Source organism: Vibrio marinisediminis (genome assembly GCF_014050145.1).
Lineage (GTDB): Bacteria > Pseudomonadota > Gammaproteobacteria > Enterobacterales > Vibrionaceae > Vibrio > Vibrio marinisediminis.
Genome location: NZ_JACFYF010000001.1, coordinates 811,760 through 829,227, shown reverse-complemented (window position 1 = coordinate 829,227; position 17,468 = coordinate 811,760). Strand labels below are relative to the sequence as shown.

Annotated in this window: 17 protein-coding genes and 1 pseudogene; 6 read left to right on the top strand and 12 right to left on the bottom strand. The window is 40.8% G+C overall.

Annotation, left to right across the window (positions count from 1 at the left end; genetic code table 11):
- Positions 1 to 71: 71 nt before the first annotated feature.
- Positions 72 to 1,340 carry a D-amino acid dehydrogenase gene (locus H2O73_RS03830; protein ID WP_182106686.1) on the bottom strand — a complete coding sequence of 423 codons (1,269 nt, stop codon included), beginning with the start codon at positions 1,338 to 1,340 and terminating at the stop codon, positions 72 to 74.
- 369 nt (positions 1,341 to 1,709) lie between these two features.
- Between H2O73_RS03830 and lldD the strand changes: the two genes are divergently transcribed.
- Positions 1,710 to 2,849 (top strand): FMN-dependent L-lactate dehydrogenase LldD, encoded by a 1,140-nt coding sequence (gene lldD, locus H2O73_RS03825; RefSeq protein ID WP_182106684.1) that lies wholly within the window; start codon positions 1,710 to 1,712, stop codon positions 2,847 to 2,849.
- A 72-nt stretch (positions 2,850 to 2,921) separates the two neighbouring features.
- On the opposite strand, the gene shyA is transcribed toward lldD, so the two are convergent.
- Positions 2,922 to 4,232: a peptidoglycan DD-endopeptidase ShyA gene (shyA, locus tag H2O73_RS03820; RefSeq protein ID WP_368737148.1), complete on the bottom strand. Its 1,311-nt coding sequence runs from the start codon at positions 4,230 to 4,232 to the stop codon at positions 2,922 to 2,924.
- 319 nt (positions 4,233 to 4,551) lie between these two features.
- On the opposite strand from shyA, the gene H2O73_RS03815 reads away from it, so the two are divergent.
- Both H2O73_RS03815 and H2O73_RS03810 read left to right on the top strand, forming a co-directional pair.
- Positions 4,552 to 4,821: a hypothetical protein gene (locus H2O73_RS03815; RefSeq protein WP_182106675.1), complete on the top strand. Its 270-nt coding sequence runs from the start codon at positions 4,552 to 4,554 to the stop codon at positions 4,819 to 4,821.
- A gap of 264 nt (positions 4,822 to 5,085) precedes the next feature.
- A complete protein-coding gene (locus tag H2O73_RS03810; RefSeq protein WP_182106673.1) occupies positions 5,086 to 6,534 on the top strand; it encodes a phage tail tape measure protein in 1,449 nt (482 codons plus the stop codon).
- A gap of 297 nt (positions 6,535 to 6,831) precedes the next feature.
- Here H2O73_RS03810 and H2O73_RS03805 read toward each other — a convergent pair whose 3' ends face one another.
- A complete protein-coding gene (locus H2O73_RS03805; RefSeq protein WP_182106670.1) occupies positions 6,832 to 7,473 on the bottom strand; it encodes an outer membrane beta-barrel protein in 642 nt (213 codons plus the stop codon).
- A gap of 288 nt (positions 7,474 to 7,761) precedes the next feature.
- Between H2O73_RS03805 and H2O73_RS03800 the strand changes: the two genes are divergently transcribed.
- Complete coding sequence (locus H2O73_RS03800) at positions 7,762 to 8,283, top strand: beta/gamma crystallin family protein (RefSeq protein ID WP_182106668.1); 522 nt, start codon at positions 7,762 to 7,764, stop codon at positions 8,281 to 8,283.
- Positions 8,284 to 8,520: 237 nt separating this feature from the next.
- Here H2O73_RS03800 and H2O73_RS03795 read toward each other — a convergent pair whose 3' ends face one another.
- The 9 genes and pseudogenes from H2O73_RS03795 to H2O73_RS03750 form a co-directional block, all read right to left on the bottom strand.
- Positions 8,521 to 9,234, bottom strand: coding sequence for a hypothetical protein (locus tag H2O73_RS03795; RefSeq protein ID WP_182106666.1), 714 nt, complete (start codon positions 9,232 to 9,234; stop codon positions 8,521 to 8,523).
- Between the two features lie 129 nt (positions 9,235 to 9,363).
- Positions 9,364 to 10,206 carry a hypothetical protein gene (locus H2O73_RS03790; protein ID WP_182106664.1) on the bottom strand — a complete coding sequence of 281 codons (843 nt, stop codon included), beginning with the start codon at positions 10,204 to 10,206 and terminating at the stop codon, positions 9,364 to 9,366.
- Positions 10,207 to 10,290: 84 nt separating this feature from the next.
- Positions 10,291 to 10,806, bottom strand: a pseudogene (locus tag H2O73_RS03785) (GNAT family N-acetyltransferase).
- A 41-nt stretch (positions 10,807 to 10,847) separates the two neighbouring features.
- The gene (locus H2O73_RS03780) at positions 10,848 to 11,531 is read right to left on the bottom strand and encodes a hypothetical protein (protein ID WP_182106662.1); all 684 of its coding nucleotides are present in this window, start codon (positions 11,529 to 11,531) and stop codon (positions 10,848 to 10,850) included.
- Between the two features lie 176 nt (positions 11,532 to 11,707).
- Positions 11,708 to 12,622, bottom strand: a complete 915-nt coding sequence (locus tag H2O73_RS03770; protein WP_182106660.1) for a hypothetical protein — start codon at positions 12,620 to 12,622, stop codon at positions 11,708 to 11,710.
- Between the two features lie 211 nt (positions 12,623 to 12,833).
- Positions 12,834 to 13,598, bottom strand: a complete 765-nt coding sequence (locus H2O73_RS03765) for a hypothetical protein (protein WP_182106658.1) — start codon at positions 13,596 to 13,598, stop codon at positions 12,834 to 12,836.
- A 226-nt stretch (positions 13,599 to 13,824) separates the two neighbouring features.
- Complete coding sequence (locus tag H2O73_RS03760; protein ID WP_182106656.1) at positions 13,825 to 14,781, bottom strand: hypothetical protein; 957 nt, start codon at positions 14,779 to 14,781, stop codon at positions 13,825 to 13,827.
- 451 nt (positions 14,782 to 15,232) lie between these two features.
- Positions 15,233 to 15,529, bottom strand: coding sequence for an isoamylase early set domain-containing protein (locus tag H2O73_RS03755; RefSeq protein WP_182106654.1), 297 nt, complete (start codon positions 15,527 to 15,529; stop codon positions 15,233 to 15,235).
- A gap of 71 nt (positions 15,530 to 15,600) precedes the next feature.
- The gene (locus H2O73_RS03750; protein WP_182106652.1) at positions 15,601 to 16,221 is read right to left on the bottom strand and encodes a hypothetical protein; all 621 of its coding nucleotides are present in this window, start codon (positions 16,219 to 16,221) and stop codon (positions 15,601 to 15,603) included.
- A 74-nt stretch (positions 16,222 to 16,295) separates the two neighbouring features.
- On the opposite strand from H2O73_RS03750, the gene H2O73_RS03745 reads away from it, so the two are divergent.
- Together H2O73_RS03745 and H2O73_RS03740 are read left to right on the top strand one after the other, a co-directional pair.
- Positions 16,296 to 16,703 (top strand): GFA family protein, encoded by a 408-nt coding sequence (locus H2O73_RS03745; RefSeq protein WP_182106650.1) that lies wholly within the window; start codon positions 16,296 to 16,298, stop codon positions 16,701 to 16,703.
- 78 nt (positions 16,704 to 16,781) lie between these two features.
- On the top strand, positions 16,782 to 17,447 hold the full coding sequence (locus H2O73_RS03740) for a YoaK family protein (protein WP_182106648.1): 666 nt from the start codon (positions 16,782 to 16,784) through the stop codon (positions 17,445 to 17,447).
- Positions 17,448 to 17,468 lie beyond the last annotated feature (21 nt).

Sequence of the window (17,468 nt, the reverse complement as noted above, 5' to 3'; positions counted from 1 at the left end):
AACTCGAATTGGTATCAACCAACATATACGATATTGATCGTTTTAATATTGCTTATATTTGCTGAATCAAATTAGCAAATACCATGATCCACCGGTCTCATTCCAATGGTATCTATTGGCGTCTCTTGCTGGTTAATGATAGCTGTCAGTAGTGAGGCCGAACCTAGTGCCAATGTCCAACCCAGCGTTCCATGACCAATATTGAAGAAAAGGTTGTCCACACCGGCTTTACCTATGATAGGTACGCTACTGGGGGTCACAGGGCGAATACCTGCCCAAGTATGTTTTATGTCGCTGTAATCTCCCGCTTTGGGAAAGTTGTTCTTACAAACATTGAGCAAATGTTCAATTCGGCTTTCATCTATATGGCTCTTGTAACCAACAATGTCGGCGCAGCCTGCTATCCGTAGCTTATCGCCAACGCGGCTAACAACCACTTTGTTATCCACATCAGTGACGCAAATTTCAGGGGCAAATTCCGTTGCCGGAACGGTAATGCTGTAGCCTTTAATAGGATAAATAGGAAGCTTAAGCCCAATCTCTTTTACCAAGTTTAGGCTTTCTGGTCCTGTTGCCAGCACATAAGCATCGGCGTGGATAACACCATCGGAAGTTTCGAGATACTGGATTGACTGACCGTTTTTTACAAATCGATTTACGCGACAATTGAAACGGGCTTCAAAACCCTGTTCTTGTTTCATTATTTTAAGAAGTTCGTTGGATAAACGGTGAGGATTTCCAACTTCATCAATAGCTGAATAGATGCCGCCCACTATCGGTTGGGACAATTGCCGTAAACTGGGTTCTAAATCTAAGCATTGCTTTTGACTCAGAATCTCTTGCTTGCATCCCCACTCATCCTTTTGTCTAACACGTTTAGCCGCTTTATCTAGATCTTCTTGGTTAGTGTAAATCAGTAATTTTCCTGAAACCCGATGTTCAAACTCAACGTTAGAATCCGCTAACACTGAACGAAGAACATCTCTTGAATGAAGGGACAATCTCAAAAGGGTCTGCGTATTAAATTCTTCTTTATGAGCCTGACCATTTAATAAAAACTTACTCCCCCAACTAACAAGGCTAGGATCCGGTGAAAACTTAATACGAAAGGCAGGATCCATTCCAGCCATGATCTTCGGCATTTTCTTAATCAGGCTTGGTGATGACATCGCGTCAATATACGAGTAACTCAGTTGGCATCCGTTTGCATAGCTAGTCTTTAGAGCTGGTCCGTCCTCGGCATCGATTAAGATTACGCGATAGCCTGCTCTCTTTAGCAAATAGGCTGTTGTGATTCCTATAATTCCAGCCCCTACTATAGCAATTGTTTTTTCGACCATTTTTCCTAACCTTATCGAATCCATTGAATGAAAGTCAGTGTCATTCGAATTAAAACAAATCAAAAGGGCGTACGCTATAACCATAAAGTAGGGGGTAAGTGAAATATCTTCAAACCTGCAACACTCGTTATCGGGTGATGACTCTCTGACTTATCTGCCTTCTCATCTCTATTTTGTCATTTTTAGAACCAATCAATTTCATTAACTTCATTTATTTATCAATAACAATTATGTAACATCAACATTATAGCTAAGATTGAAATACATTAATCTTAGTGATAGCAAGTACTTACCTCTGCACCCTACATGACAATAACAAGGTCCCTTTGGCGTTGATAATGCCAAACCGAACCAAACAGGACTAAAGTGATGATTATTTCAGCCTCAACCGATTACCGTGCAGCAGCAAAAGCGAAGTTGCCTCCGTTCCTATTCCACTACATTGATGGTGGCTCATACAACGAGCAAACTCTTAAACGCAACACTGATGACCTATCCGACGTTGCATTACGCCAGCGCGTACTGAAAAACATGGAAGATCTGAGCCTTGAAACCGAACTATTTGGTGAAAAGTTAGCCATGCCTATCGCGCTAGCACCAGTAGGACTGACAGGGATGTATGCCCGTCGAGGTGAAGTTCAAGCCGCAAAAGCTGCGGAAAAGAAAGGCATTCCTTTCACCATGTCTACGGTTTCGGTATGCCCTATTGAGGAAGTTGCCCCGGCGATTGAGCGCCCTATGTGGTTTCAACTTTATGTTCTGAAAGACCGTGGGTTTATGCGCAACGTATTAGAACGCGCGAAAGCCGCCGGCGTGACCACATTAGTCTTTACCGTTGACATGCCAGTGCCTGGTGCCCGCTATCGAGATATGCACTCAGGAATGAGTGGTCCCAATGCGGCGATGCGTCGTGTGTTTCAGTCAATGCTACACCCAAGCTGGGCTTTAGATGTTGGAGTGATGGGCAAACCACACGACCTAGGCAATATTTCAACCTACCGAGGTGAACCCACTAAGCTGGAAGACTACATTGGCTGGTTAGGCACTAACTTTGACCCTTCCATTAGCTGGAAAGACTTGGAATGGATTCGCGATTTCTGGGGCGGTCCAATGGTGATTAAAGGTATTCTTGATACAGAGGATGCCAAAGATGCGGTTCGCTTTGGCGCAGATGGCATTATTGTTTCTAACCATGGTGGTCGCCAACTTGATGGCGTACTCTCCACCGCCAAAGCACTGCCAAATATTGCCGATGCGGTGAAGGGGGATTTAAAAATATTGGTTGATTCAGGTATTCGCACCGGGCTTGATGTTGTGCGTATGTTGGCGCTGGGTGCTGACTGCACCTTACTTGGACGTTCATTTGTTTATGCCTTGGCTGCGCAAGGACAAGCTGGCGTGGAAAACTTATTGGATCTATACGACAAGGAAATGCGTGTTGCGATGACATTGACCGGAGCAAAAACCATTGCCGATTTAGGATCAGACTCTCTAGTTCAATTCGATTAAGTTAACAGCGCCCTAAATAACAAAGGCGAGCATAAATGCTCGCCTTTTCGCTTCTATTGCCCTAAGTATGGACTAACTCGCAGCGTCATTCTTGGGTTGTTTCGCCAACTTTAACTCTTGTTGGTGAAGCATGTTATCCAGTTCATCACGTCTTGCTTTAAAGCTCGCCATCTCTTTCTTAGAAACCGAATTTGCCATAGGTATATTGGCTTTCATGGCATTGACTGGTCTACCACGGGCAATCAATTCATAATGAATGTGAGGTCCTGTAACACGACCAGATTTACCCGACAAACCGATGCGCTGACCACGGGTAACTTTTTGCCCTTTACGCACCAAAATCTTGCTTAGGTGCAGATAACGTGTTTTGTAAGTGCTGCCATGTTGAATCACCACATAGTTTCCCGCATAAGGGTGCTTACGGGTCATAATAACCACACCATCGCCGGTTGAAACGATCGGAGTACCAACAGGAACCGCCCAATCGGTACCATTATGTGGTGACACACGCCCTGTCACAGGGTGCTTGCGATGTGGGTTGAAGTGAGAACTTAAACGGTACTTACCTTTGATCGGCTCGCGCTGGAATGCGCGTTGAAGGCTTTCACCATTCTTATCGTAATATTGACCATCTGAATGAAGATACGCTGTAAATTCACCGCCACGGTTAAAGATCTTAATCGCTTGAATCTCTCGGTTACCAGTGAGCTGGTCATCAACATACTGACGAGACTGCACCACTTCAAACTTGTCCCCTGCACGAAGATCTCGTGAGAAGTTAATCTTGTCTTTGAGCAAGCTAACAATCTGCTCAACTTCGGAAATACCAAGACCTAATCGGTTTACTGACGTTGAAAAACTACCGTTGATCTCACCCACCATGGCGTACTCTTTCCACACACCGGGAATTTTCACATCGGTAAATGAATAGTCGCCATCAGGGTTGCGGGTATAAACCGCGCGCTCAACTAAACTGAACTCTAATTCCATTTTGCTTAAAGAGTTCGTCTCTTCATCACGCCAAAATCGAAGGGTGTTACCCGGCTTAATGGTATCTAGTGCAAGATAGTTCAAATCCGTTTCCATGATTTTCATCAGGTCACTATAACCAAAGCCCAGTTGTTCGAAGATAGAGCTTAAGTTGTCACCAGTACGAATTTGGTATTCATAATCAGGCATATCCGTACTTTCAATCGTCTCTCCCAGCAGAGCATTTACAAGCACAGACTCAGGAAGAGAAAGATCAATAGTACGAATTGTCGGTGATTGGCTGCCAATTGACGCCATGACGATAACCGCCATGATAGGCAAACTCAAAAGCATCAATTTTTTACGTTTCGACATTTCGACAACGCGTGCTTTTATTGCTGTTACTGGCACAATTTGACCTTATAAATATTTGAATTCTTATCTATGTAAGTGTGCAAAACATCATTCCCACACTTAAAAAACGGCTATAAGATTACGTATTTATTGCCAATTTGTCACCCCATCGAAGCCACTTTGCGATCAAAAAAGGTGCTATACGGGTCAAGTGCGCCTCTTGTTTATCAATGAATTACGCTACCAATCAAACGGTTAGATAGCGCAATTATATCTAGCTATAGCATCGATGATTTGATTATGTTTCGAGAAAAGGCGCGAGTTCGCCACCAAAGGGAGAGCTGAGTGCTCTCCTTTTTTGTATAAGAAGGACAGACAGATGAAAATGAGCCTATCAGTGGTGATGGACATCATCAATAAAACCAAAGAGCCACTCAAGGTCATGACGAGCGATTCCGATCGCTACGCCAAGAAGATTGCTGACATCAAAAAAGCGCAATCGGATGACAGCGCCGCGCTGCATCTTATCGATGCCTACCGCCTGATGAGCAAAGAAGCCGATAAGAACACCCTGAGCTTAAATGAAGCCACCGAAAAGCTGGAAGCACTGCAAGCCAAAGAAAAAGCCGCCGCGCAAGCAGGAGTATAGCTCAATGCCGAACTCGCCGAGCAATCCGCCCTACTCGCCGCCCTAAAAGAAAAAGCCAACGCATCTGGCGGCGCTAACGAAGCGCTCAGCAAGAAAATACTCAAACAATCGCAAGCGCTCGACACTCTAAAAACCAAAGCGACCGCCGCCAATAAACCCAGCGCTGCTTTAACCAATCAAATTGCCAAACAAACCGAAACCGTCACTCGCTTGACTGACGCCAGCAATGAACACAATCAGCGCTTAACCAAGGTGAGCCAGGGCATGAAAAAAGCCGGCGTTAATGTTGGCAAGCTCGAGGATGAGTTTTCTCGTCTATCAAGAAGCTTTGATAAGCACACAAAGAAGATTGATGGCGTCAGCAAGAAATACAAGAAAATGCAGTCGATCATGGCGCCCTTTCAGAAGGTCAACAAAGCGATAAAAATGCCTTCAATTGAAACTGCGAAAAACGGCGCGATGGTTGGCGGCGCTACGCTCGGTTCAATGGCGGGAATTGGGCTAATCATTTCAGATACGGCGAGTCAAATTAACGAGCTATCAAGAGCGGCTAAAGATGTCAGCATGCCCGTTGAAGAGCTTCAAGCTATGCGACTGCAGGCTAAAATGGCAGGCGCCGAAAGTGAAGATATGGACGCCGCCATTAAAGAGATGAGCCTACGTTGGGGTGAAATGAAAACCCTCAAATCTGGCGCAATGAATGATTACTTCAAAGACACCGGCAACCGACAAGCTTACAAAGACTTAATGAACGCGGCGGACTCCGCCGAAGCTTACCAGGTACTTATTAGAGAGATCGCCAACGAAAAAGATGTCGCCAAGCAGAACTTCATGGCGGATGAGTTCTTTGGGGGTGACAGTGAGAAAATGCTCGGGCTATTGAAGTCCGGCACAGATGGGTTAAACCAGGCCAAGCAGCAGCTCAATGATACCGGCGGACCTGTCTCTCAAGAGTCGATCGATTCAGCGCAGGAGTTTGAGAGTACGTTTAAAAAGGTTGGCGCCATTATTGAGTCGCTAAAATTCAGCGTGCTCACACCTGTAATGAAAGAGCTTTCAGCTATCTTTGGTGACATCGCTGAAAAGATGAAAAACATGACGTGGCGCTCTGAGGCAATTGAAAAACTACGAACAGTGGTCACTGGTGTCTTTGCTGCTTTTAAAGCGCTAGGTGGTGGCATTCTCTTTTTGAGTGAAAACTTCAAGGGGATCATGGCGACCATAGCGCTACTCAAGATTGGCTTTATCGCGTTAAACGCCATCATGTTCGCCAACCCTATCGGCTTGATAGTGGCAGGTGTAGCGGCTGCTACGGTTGCCATCACTTACTTGATTGATAAATTTGTGGGGCTCGGTTCTATCATGGATGGTATAAGCGGATTCTTTGGATTTGGCGATGATGACTCAATTAAAAAAGCGGATGACATGTCCGCTAAAATCAGTGATATCAAAAATAAGAATGTTGAGCTTGGCGTCACGACAAGCGAGTCATTAAGTAGGCAAACGAATACATCCCAAACAACAGCTACACCAAACAACACAAGTATGATGCAAGCCAAGCAGATGACACCATTAACTTCGCAATCAATCAATAGTCATGCCGAAGTGGCGCTGACTATCAAATCAGATAAGCCTGTCGCCGTAGATAAAGCGAACAGTGATAAAGGCGTAAACTTGAATGTTAATGTGGGTGACATGATGATGAGTTACTGAGGGTTTGTTATTTAAAAAAAGACAGCGGGACATGTTCTTGCAAATGATTAAGAAGTTGCGACGCATGAACATGGGATAATGATATAGGAAGTGTTGATTGAAAAAGGAATTTCGGTCTATCGCGTTTAAAGATTGCTCTTCACAAGCTCCCCCTCTGTTTACATGTGAATCGGAAGGGCAATTTCTGTACCACCAACAAGCTTTCGTTTATTTGTATTAAGAACAGAAGCACGATGAACAACGCTGCAGAAAAGCACTTAGAAAATAACAAATATTCCTAAGCGCCTCTCTTAGCAATCAGAAATTATATTTAAGTCCTAAGTACATAGTACTAACCGACGCAACATCTGATGAGTTCTTAAGTAAACCCTGCTCATTTAAATCACTACCTCTTTTAAAGGTCTTAATTTCATCACCGAAAATATGGTCAATCCCAAATAAAATGTCCAAGTTTTCAGTCGCATTATATGCCAGCTCTATTCCAATTTTAGGCAATATTTCGGATTCACTTACTGTTCTACTTTCGTTTCTGCGATGTACCTTAATCCCGACCTCTTGCACTGTATGCGCTAAGCCTAACTTGCTCATAACACTCCAAGATTCGAAGAGTTGGTATCTGGCAACACCCATTAACGCAATGTTATATCCATCATAATCAAATGAAATCCCTTCTATTTCATTTTTATTGGTTGCATAAGATGTGTAACTGATTTCTGCACCATACTGAAATTTGTCACTAATATTGGAATCTAGTAGAAAACCTGAATTGACTCCCCAAGAAAACTTCCCTGATTCTTGACTGTAATTCAAATCATTGTATTCGATATCCATTCCCTCGATACCACCGATCCCTAAGTTAACCCCAGCATAAGGATGGATATCAGCAAAAGCAAAAGATGGTGCTAGGGGTATCAATAAAGCAAGCAAAGCTATACGCATAAAAAAACCTTAATTTCTTGAAAGTATTTTAATAAAATTTGTTACATCGTAACTAATCGATAGTGATAATCGTTATCGATTAGTCATTTTGTAACCAATTGTTTCAACCTCCAAATCGAATTAGTTATCATTACGACAATAAAAAACAGCTTTACTTTTAACCAATCATTGCATCTTATTGCACATTCACATGCTTCTCACTCTAACTTAATGGGGCATGTATAATACAGATACTGTCTGTATATAATTATATTCATGAACTAACTAACGCCTTCAAAAGGATTAGCGATGCTTACTAAGTTAAAATTTATCATTTGTTCTATTTTTATTGGGCTTTCAATTTCACCGTTCACTTTCGCCCAAGAAATTACATATATTTGTACATTAAAGCCGTTTACCGATACATTTGTTGAGGCTGGACGAAGTGAAAAGTCAGCAAAGCGTAATGTTCGAGAACAATGCGAAAATTCTTACGGTGAAGGGAGTATGTTCTGTCGCTCGAAAGATGCGACTTGTAAAGTTTCAAATAGCTATCAAGACTCACATTCCAAAATAACCAATCAAGGAGCCGTGATATATCAGAATAGACAAATGACAGGTCGTTACCTATTTATTGAAAACGATATCCCAGACCTTAATGTGTTTAAATTTGATAACCAACTACGCTCCTTCTCTATCCCAAGAGGTTGGAGAGTTCGTTTCTATGTTGGAACAAACTATACTGGCGATTATTATACTCGAGATGGTGGTTCTCAGAATGCAGATGGATTTGAAGGAGTAATTAGTTCTATAAGAATCATTAGCCGATAAATATTAAAACGATAAAACTCAACATACCTGTTTTATATGTATCATTTTACTTTAAGACAGAGAGCAATCTTTCAATATTATAATGAATATATGCCAACGACTCTTAACCTTCGGAAAACCTAAAAAAGTAGCGATAATTCCCTGCCTCAAAAGATAGTTATTATCCTAAATTCAATCCTAAGAGATGGCTATATGTTGGATGCACCTAACAAGAGACTATTGACGCCATAGTCTCTATTAGCTGTACATTATACCGAACTTCGATAGCTCATTTTGAATCCGAATGTCTATTTGCTCTTTAGAACCAAAATTTCCTTTATGACGCTCGCGCATTAAGTAACGGTGCTGTGGGTAGTTATAGCGAGTACTAAAGCCCATTACCCCTATCAAACACTCGACATCGCGGGGTTCGAAAAATAAGGATAATGGGATTCGTTGTTTTTCGTGATAATCAAAACCTGAAAGCGATCGAAGAAATTTGAACGCGGCTCTATTCTGGCTCTCGGAACCAATAAGCCCCCACGCATTAGCGGTCAATAGCCAAATGTCAGTATAAAAATACTTTATGTCTATAGATTCATTTTGTAGCTGTACCTGTTGAATAACAACTCCACCCTCAATCCCCTCAACATCAATATGAGACCAAACACCCATCTTCCTTGTACTTTCCATAGATGGTTTTATTAACCCCTTAGATATATACCATGAGTCAGTAGAACTAGTACTCATAACCGACTTGATTTGCAGTTTTCTCGTCACCATCTCGGAATCGAAGATTACGTCATAACCATTATCATCAACATCAGAAATATAAACCTTTAGGTAATAATTATTAAGAGCAGCAGCTAACTGAACATCGTATGAAAGTCGGTTAAGTAACAATGCCTCTCTACGAGTGGTATTTTTGGGGTGACTGAAAAATTGTTCTAATTGATTTTCAAATACTTTCATTATGAATAACTCGATTGTACTGCTAGCGCCGCGTTAAGTGGTGAACAACACGACCACCTTGCCACATTTAGCAATAAAGCTGACCTAAGCCGAAATTGCCAAGCGCTGAGAATCTGTCTTAAAAGTTTGTTATGGATCAATGTCGATTGGTTTTAGTGACTTAGGATATTTGGCTCGAGTCATCAACAATAAAACTGCAGGCAATATGATATATAAAAAACCAACGATAACCATTTCCCACTTTGTACCTACTGAAGAATCGCCCCCTTTCTTACCCAATAAGCCCATAAGGAACTCTGGCTGAGTACCCAATAGAACAGCACCTATACCCATTAAAATAGGTATAAGCATAAAAAGTTTGAAATTCGAATAAATCAAACCAAGCGGACCACTCTTTCTGGTTATTTTACGACCAAAAAATACAACTCCACCAAGATCTTCAAAACATTTAGGGTGCCCTTTAATGGTACCTTTGAACTTAGGATAACGGGCTTTACTATCATGGAGAATTTCTATTGTCACCCCATCATTAGGATCCAAGTACAAAAAGTTAACTACTAGTCGATTTTCGTTTTGCTCACACTTATTAAGAGTGAATTCGTTAGTTGTCCTATTACTTTTCAATATCTTGTAACTCAATATATTTGTACCGTCTTCAAACTCCAACCGTAAAGGATCTCTTTGCAAAATAGCGTCGCCATCTAGCACTTCCGTACCATTATTCCATACGACTAGAGTTGTTTTAGTTAAGCGCTGAACTTCAAGACCTTTATAAGTCACCGTCACATCGTCAGGAAGATTATCTTCTTCTCGCCCGAGAAGGCGAAGCGATGTTTTTTGATAGGCTGGCTTAGCAGCACTTTTTGATATTTTATAAGAAAAAATCCCGACAATACCCAAAATTATACCTAACAAGCCAATTAAAGAACCAACCCAGCCTTGATTAAAAAAGTTAAAAATACTGTCTAACAACCTCTAAACCTCTCGTAGTTTTATTATGTTAATTTTTTAATTGAGCCCTAACGCCACGTTAAGGGGTAAACAACGCCAACTACCTTACCTAAACCATTGTGCAGTAAACACCAAAATTGAATCAAACCACCGTTCTTTGAAAAAACGATGCTCTCTAAAATGAGCTCCTTGGCGCATGCCCAGGGACTTACAGAGCTTAATAGCAGGTAAGTTTTTGCTGATTGTCTCCGCATAAATGCGATGAACCCCCAACTCCGAAAAACCAAAATCTGCCAGAGCCAAGGTGGCTTCATGACTTAACCTATTACCTTGAGAGACTCTGGAAAATGCACATCCCCTTGAAGCCTGCTGATTATCCTCTAGACGTAAACAAACAGTCCCAATGAACTTACCACTCAACAGCTAATCGGTATGATTTTCTTGATATCTCTGAAGCCTGAGCGATAAACAAAGTTGTTAACTCTCAGTATTTATTAGGGTCACTATCGCTTTCTTCATAGAAACGCTGATCTTTAGCATCTTGAGACATAGCAACAAAAGCATCTTCATCGTTCGGAGTCATATCCTAACAATCGGACACTTAATCTCGATTTTAAACATCGAAAGTCCCTTTTTCTTTGTGAGGTATAACACTCAGTATGTTACTTTATTACACTAGGAAAGGTTACCACTCCAAAGTTATCATCTAGAGAGATTGATTGAATAATTTCTTCTATATTAATAAGCTGAACTGCACCAATACAGCTATTTCCATACTTTAACCACTCAAGAACTTCTTCCCTTGAGTTACAACTAGCTCTTAAGTTCAAAAATTTTATGTATTGGTCTTGGCTACCACATTTTTGAACCGCTCGATCTAAAAGATCAAATTCTTTTGCACAAACAGGAGAAGTAGCATCAACTAATGATTTATAAAAATGTCGTAAAAAAACGTAGGCAGTAAAAAATACATAAATCAAAATAATCACACCACCGTAGTCAGTGAAGAATGATACACTCGTTGTTTCTTCAACGGCGTTTTCTAAACTTCCAGCACCTAGCTCAAGGTTATCTCTAATCGTTTCCAACTTAAAGTATGCCACAATAGCAAAAGCTAAAAAGCCTAAGTAAATAACTGAGGTAAACGCTGTAAACTGACTATGAGCGTAACTGTACTGCCCTTGTCTAATTGACTTAAGGTAAACGGTAGTAAGGAACTTTGCCTTCCAACCATTTGGCATATTTCTCAGTGATCTAACTAAAGAATCGCCTTTCCATATTAAAAAGACACCTACAGCGAGTGATGTAAGTAAACCTGAAACTACACCACCAAAAATTCCTTCCATATCCATTCCTATATATTTGAAACTAGACCAATAGCATAACGCCCTGTTAGGAAGTGAGCAGCGCAATACAAAAGCCGCTGTATACCACCTTAAACACTAAAATCAACGCGTAGTAAAAATGCCACGCGTTACGAATCCCTCTTAAAAGCTTGTTAGCTGTATTTTCGCGCAATACTTTAATCAAGGATTTCGCGCAGAAATATTAGCTTCGGAACCTTAATACCTTGATTATCAGCACCCCAGACACCTGTAATGTGACCGTTAATAGATAACTTATTTTTAAGATCCATAGGCTTAATTGTTGGATCGAGCTGCAACTTAACTCGTCTTTTATGCAGAGAAGGGGCGACGACAGCCCAACCTCTTTTAGTTGAGTCTAAATCAATAGCTCGGATTTCAAGCCGAACATCATGAAAATCCTCTATAACATCTTCTGCAATTTCCGGCTTAGACTTGTACTCTGGCATTGCTCGAACTGACGCATTAGAAATTTTGATATGTGGGTCTTCGTTGAATGTAATCGTAGCATTAGGGTCTAGTTTCGCTGGTTTAACTACATTTAACGAGTTTTCAGCTAACTTCTCTTTATCTTTAATCGCAGAAATAACAATATTAGTAAACTCCTCGGCTGACATGTCTACCATACCAGCGCCTATTTTAATAATAGTGTTATTATTTGCCTCTATAGTCGCTTTAGCTTCTTTATCTGACGAGGTTGATGACTTCCCTAAATAGTATGCACCTCCAGCGAGAATCATTGCCACAAGCACTGCTGACAAGAAATTAGGATTTTTATTCATGATTTGTTCTATACCTAGTTTTTGCCTCGTATTCTCAATGCACTCATCAAACCTTTGCTGATTTCCAAATATCAATTTTACAACTAAATCTTCCCATATACTGTCTGAGCGAAGCTCTTTAATAAAGACTTCGATATCGATAACTTTCGCATCAGGGAAAAGAGCTTCAAGCACTTCCGGTGCTTGTTTTACTAGGCTTTCGAATGCAATAAGTGAACGCGCAATTTCACCAACAGGTACGTATTCTTTATTGGAGTAATAAATGCGCTGACTTACTTCTTGATACTGCATGCAACTTCTTAAAAGTGAGAATTATTGTGCGCATAGTACATTGTTTCATATTGGGAATCATTGACTTACTTCACTATACAGCTAACGCCGCATGAAGGTGTGAGCGACGCTACCACGACACTTAACCATACCACCGTAAACACGAAACCCAACGATGGAATGAAAAATGCCAAGCGTTGGGTTTCGCTCTTAAATGCTTTGTTATAAATCACTAGTCGTCAGATTCTAAAATGATAGTTCCTTTCGTATCTAAAGGAGTATCATCGCTGTTCGTCACCAACTGCAAGTCTGGTGCGGTAACATCGAGATCTGGTTCATTTGAAGATGGGATTTGATATGGTTTAGATTCTTCATTGTCGGGCATTATAATGCACTCCTTTTTAATATATTGATTGTTCTTAGAAACACTCGATTCGTATGACACCATTGCAATAAAAGCGACTAAGAATAAAGCTGAAAATGATGTTGCTGTGTAGCCATGCTGTAATTTTTTGGCTTTTTTCTCTACGTTTTCTCTACTTATTTCTACTGCATTTTGACAGCTTTTATATAGAGCCACATGGATCGTTGCCATATTTTTATTTTTAACAAGAGAAAATATCTTGTCATCAAGTGGCATCCGAGGTGTTAGCTGTAGTTTAAGCGCGTTAAAGAAAAAGAACCAAGACACTCCCAAAGCACCGAATAATGCTATACCTACAACGTAAACGTAGAGTGAAAAATCAGTATTGCTATCTTCAATAACCCACTTAAATAGAGCGACAAAAATAGTGATAATTACAGATACAGACGAGAGCAATTTTACAGACTTGTCATCTATCCTCTGAAACCGCTCAATTTCTTCATCTAATGATTTTCTTGCATACGAATATAAAAATACCCATTTATCATCTGGCCAGTGGTCACCAGCTAGATTAACTAACTTTTCTAGGGGCTGCTTCAATTCGTGAGGACTGCTTTCAAACCACTTATTCATCACTAAGATCTTCTAGGCTATACGACAAATCTGGTGCGCTTACATCCAAATCAGGTTCATTGTTAGATTCTTTACTTTCTTTTTCTTCATTCGATTTACACATACTTGCCTCTCTATAGGTGTGATTTATAACGCCGCATTAAGGTGTGAGCGACGCTTGGCTATACTTGAGCGAAGCGAAAACGCCAAGCGTTGCGAATCACTCTTAAATGCTTTGTTAGCAGTACTACTCGCGCATGATCTTTTCTGCCATGTACGAGCAATAACCACATATATCAGATTCAGAAATTTCTTCTGGTGGGATATTGCCTCCACAACGCATACAAGACGCTGCAGCAGTAAAGTCGCACATAGAGCAGACACCCTCTTCTATCAAGTAATCGCCTTGATAGCATGACGGACAATCTATCATAGGAACATCATTACCATCTGTATGAGCTAAATAAAAATCAGCCGAAAAATGCTCTGCTAGAACATTGCCAACCAGTTCTTCATACTGCGCAGAATGGTCGCACGAACGACAACTAAAGTTTGCTTCCAACGCATCAACACCGGCTTCATTTGCTTCAATCAACCCAGAACCACATTCTTGACACTGATATTTTTTGAAAGCATCTAAGATGGTATTTGAAGCGTAGTTCAGCGTTTCTAAAGATATCTCACACGCTGCCTTTTCTTGTTCGTAAACTTCGTTTACCTCAACCATTACTTTCCAATACTCTTCACCCAACAGTTCTTTGGGGTCAGCATGTAACTGTTCAGCAATGAAGTTTCGGATGATGACAAAAGAATCAGAAATCAGTTGTTGAACTGATTCGTGGTTCATTGCGCTATAGTAATGCTCAATATCGTTTCTATATTTGTTAATCCTTTCTAACCGATTCCAATCGACTTCAATACCAAGGGACTTAAATCTCTCCCTAATGTTTTGGACATCAACCGTTTTTTTGCCTTTACCTATCCAGTTTACAGCGCCAGTTGCATCCATTTCTGGCAATATTTTCTGTTTGATTAAAACTTCATCAGAGTTATCAGGACTAAGCTCGCAAAGCCGATGCTTAAACAAAAGCAATATTCCAGCAAATATATTTCTAGTTGCAGATACTATTCTACGGTCGTCTGTTGATTCAAAATCTTCTAACCCAATAGCAATTGAATCTACTGCATTTTTTAATATACTCATGAGTCTCCTTGTACTGCTAACACTAATTAAGCGTCATTCAGGCATCTTTACTATGAAGATCATGCAATGCTTCATATCTATATGCAACTAAGATTCATAAACTTAGAGAAATTATACTTCGAGATGTCGTTTAATGAGCTGTACGTCATGCCTATATGAACAGTAAGTAATGATCATGATGCAAATAAATAGTTCTGTCGCAACAACATCGTCAGTCCAACAGCATTCTATAACCATCAGTTACAATTCGTAAAAAATGCACAATCAGCACCCAAAAAAAACCCACAAATCTGTGGGCTTTTTAGTATTTAACGGTATGTGGTCAATTTGTGGCTACTTGAAAATATTTAATTTTTAATATCAATAAGTTAAATCGATAAATAAGGCGCTATACGCGCCTTATATCAAACAACCTAGACAGTAAGTGAATACCAACTATCTGAATTTATTATTAATATGTATTAACTAAACCGTTGTCTTCACCAAAGCCATTTGCTTTGTATTGGTCAGCAGAAGGATCATTAATCCAACGTTCGTTATCAACGAGATAACGAAACTCAAATTGTTGGTCTTTCGGCAGCCGAGTTTTGAACTTAAAAGATTTGGTTTTTGCTACTTTCTTCATCAAAGTAGGCTGCCAATCAAGAAAATCAGCCACTAAGGCCACACTGCTGCTTACAGACTCTTGAGGGAACTCAAAAGTGACTTCGACTTCATCCTTGGTTTTAAAAAATCGCTTATTTATCATTTATTACTCCATCAACAACAAGAAAAATAACGCGATTCAATATAGGCAATCTATATCACACAAACAACCGTTTATTTATTGTGCAACAAAAGTGTCAAATCTCGATTAACCGTTACTTGTGCTACGCGAGACTCACTCGGTTGCTCTGCCATCGCCTGATTTTCACCATGTTGCTGATAGTTGAGTGTTAATTGAGATTCTTGGAATTGCAGTTGGTCAATCAAAATACGGTCACCAATCAATAATGAGTTAGCGAGTACCATTCTTTTTCGTTGAACGTCATATCGGAAGGTCGCTAAATAGTAGAATACGCCCGAACCTTGATTCGATACCGTCATCACCGAAACATATTGGTTTGTATCAACAAAGGTTAACCATTTGGTGCTCACCGTGACTTGTCCGCGCTCAGCCCCATCATCATATGAGCCTATCGCCAACTGCTGAGATTGTTCAAAAGTATCAATAAACGCAAATGCATGGCTATCGGGCACATCTATCGTCCATGGGTTAGGTGACCGAATATCAAATACTTTCTCAACAACCGGATCAATAACTTGATTTGTCGCTGGAAATTTGGCAAGAATATCTTCATCATCAATACTGAAACGATAAACACCTGCAATCACAACCACGATCAATAGTACGATTGGAATCAATAGAATTAATGGGATAGGTAACCGACGTTTTTTCATAATTGACTTAGAAAGTGTACTGATTCAATGCCAATAAACATATCAGTGCACTGAAGTTATCTCAAGGATTGATAATGAAACAAACTCATAAAATTCGCACCGCCGAATGTGGCTGTGGACAAGTTAATATCATCTGCCGCGGCGAGCCAATTAGAACGGCTATTTGCCATTGCTTTGCCTGCCAAAAGAGAACGGGAAGCGTATTTGGTGTGCAAGCGAGATTCACTCGTGAACAAGTCTCTTACAATGGCGAGCTTACCGAGTACTCACGCATAAGTGACTCAGGTAATCATGTCAATTACTCGTTTTGCCCGAGTTGTGGCACAACGGTCATGTTGACGTTATCTCTATACCCTGAGTTCACTATTATCCCTGTTGGTATTTTTGCCAGCCAAGATCTTCCTCAACCTAGCTTTTCGGTTTATGAGCAACACAAACACAATTGGGTCAAGTTTGACTGCCAAGTAGAACAAATTCCGTAGGCATTTTAATGCCGTTACCCCTTTCGAGTTGCCCTGCGCAGCGCTATAATCGACCCCCTATTTTTTGGGAGTAATTCAGTGATTTCTCGACTACCTCGTTGGGTGGAATACGGAGCGTTCCTTCTTGCCCTACTTGCAGGAATTGTAAATGCGATCGGTTTGCTTGGTTTTCAACATCAAGCGGTTTCGCATATCTCTGGCACGGTCACTCTTTTAGGAACGAGCATTGAATCTCTTGATGGCATGACTAGCCATCTGTTAATGATCCTACTGAGTTTTTTGATGGGTGCAGCGCTTGCCGGCGTATTTTTCGAATGCACGGCATTAAAACTGGGGCGTCGCTATGGGGTGGCACTCTGTATTGAAGCTGGTTTACTCTTCACCGCTTACCTATTACTCGACAAAAACATTACCTCCGGGCAATATTTTGCTTCTGCGGCTTGTGGCTTGCAAAATGCGATGATCACGACGTTCAGTGGTGCTGTTGTACGAACCACGCACATGACAGGGATCATCACTGACCTCGGCATCATGATAGGGGCACGCTTACGTGGTGAGCGGTTCGACTACCGCAAAGCAAAACTGTTCCTATTCATCTTTAGTGGTTTTTTATTTGGCGGTGTTATTGGTGCAAAACTGTATGGAATCTATGCAATTGCGTCATTGATGGCCCCTATTTCCCTCGCCCTTATCTTAGCGCTGGTTTACTGGTTTTATCTGTACGTTTCTCGCGATAAAAGATAGTAAGGCACCCTTCGCTTAAAT

What these genes read in the sequence shown, in the direction of transcription:
- H2O73_RS03830 (WP_182106686.1), bottom strand. Translation starts at nt 1,340, where the DNA reads ATGGTCGAAAAAACAATTGCTATAGTAGGGGCTGGAATTATAGGAATC.
- lldD (WP_182106684.1), top strand. Translation starts at nt 1,710, where the DNA reads ATGATTATTTCAGCCTCAACCGATTACCGTGCAGCAGCAAAAGCGAAG.
- H2O73_RS03815 (WP_182106675.1), top strand. Translation starts at nt 4,552, where the DNA reads ATGAAAATGAGCCTATCAGTGGTGATGGACATCATCAATAAAACCAAA.
- H2O73_RS03810 (WP_182106673.1), top strand. Translation starts at nt 5,086, where the DNA reads ATGAAAAAAGCCGGCGTTAATGTTGGCAAGCTCGAGGATGAGTTTTCT.
- H2O73_RS03805 (WP_182106670.1), bottom strand. Translation starts at nt 7,473, where the DNA reads ATGCGTATAGCTTTGCTTGCTTTATTGATACCCCTAGCACCATCTTTT.
- H2O73_RS03800 (WP_182106668.1), top strand. Translation starts at nt 7,762, where the DNA reads ATGCTTACTAAGTTAAAATTTATCATTTGTTCTATTTTTATTGGGCTT.
- H2O73_RS03795 (WP_182106666.1), bottom strand. Translation starts at nt 9,234, where the DNA reads ATGAAAGTATTTGAAAATCAATTAGAACAATTTTTCAGTCACCCCAAA.
- H2O73_RS03780 (WP_182106662.1), bottom strand. Translation starts at nt 11,531, where the DNA reads ATGGAAGGAATTTTTGGTGGTGTAGTTTCAGGTTTACTTACATCACTC.
- H2O73_RS03770 (WP_182106660.1), bottom strand. Translation starts at nt 12,622, where the DNA reads ATGCAGTATCAAGAAGTAAGTCAGCGCATTTATTACTCCAATAAAGAA.
- H2O73_RS03765 (WP_182106658.1), bottom strand. Translation starts at nt 13,598, where the DNA reads ATGAATAAGTGGTTTGAAAGCAGTCCTCACGAATTGAAGCAGCCCCTA.
- H2O73_RS03760 (WP_182106656.1), bottom strand. Translation starts at nt 14,781, where the DNA reads ATGAGTATATTAAAAAATGCAGTAGATTCAATTGCTATTGGGTTAGAA.
- H2O73_RS03755 (WP_182106654.1), bottom strand. Translation starts at nt 15,529, where the DNA reads ATGATAAATAAGCGATTTTTTAAAACCAAGGATGAAGTCGAAGTCACT.
- H2O73_RS03750 (WP_182106652.1), bottom strand. Translation starts at nt 16,221, where the DNA reads ATGAAAAAACGTCGGTTACCTATCCCATTAATTCTATTGATTCCAATC.
- H2O73_RS03745 (WP_182106650.1), top strand. Translation starts at nt 16,296, where the DNA reads ATGAAACAAACTCATAAAATTCGCACCGCCGAATGTGGCTGTGGACAA.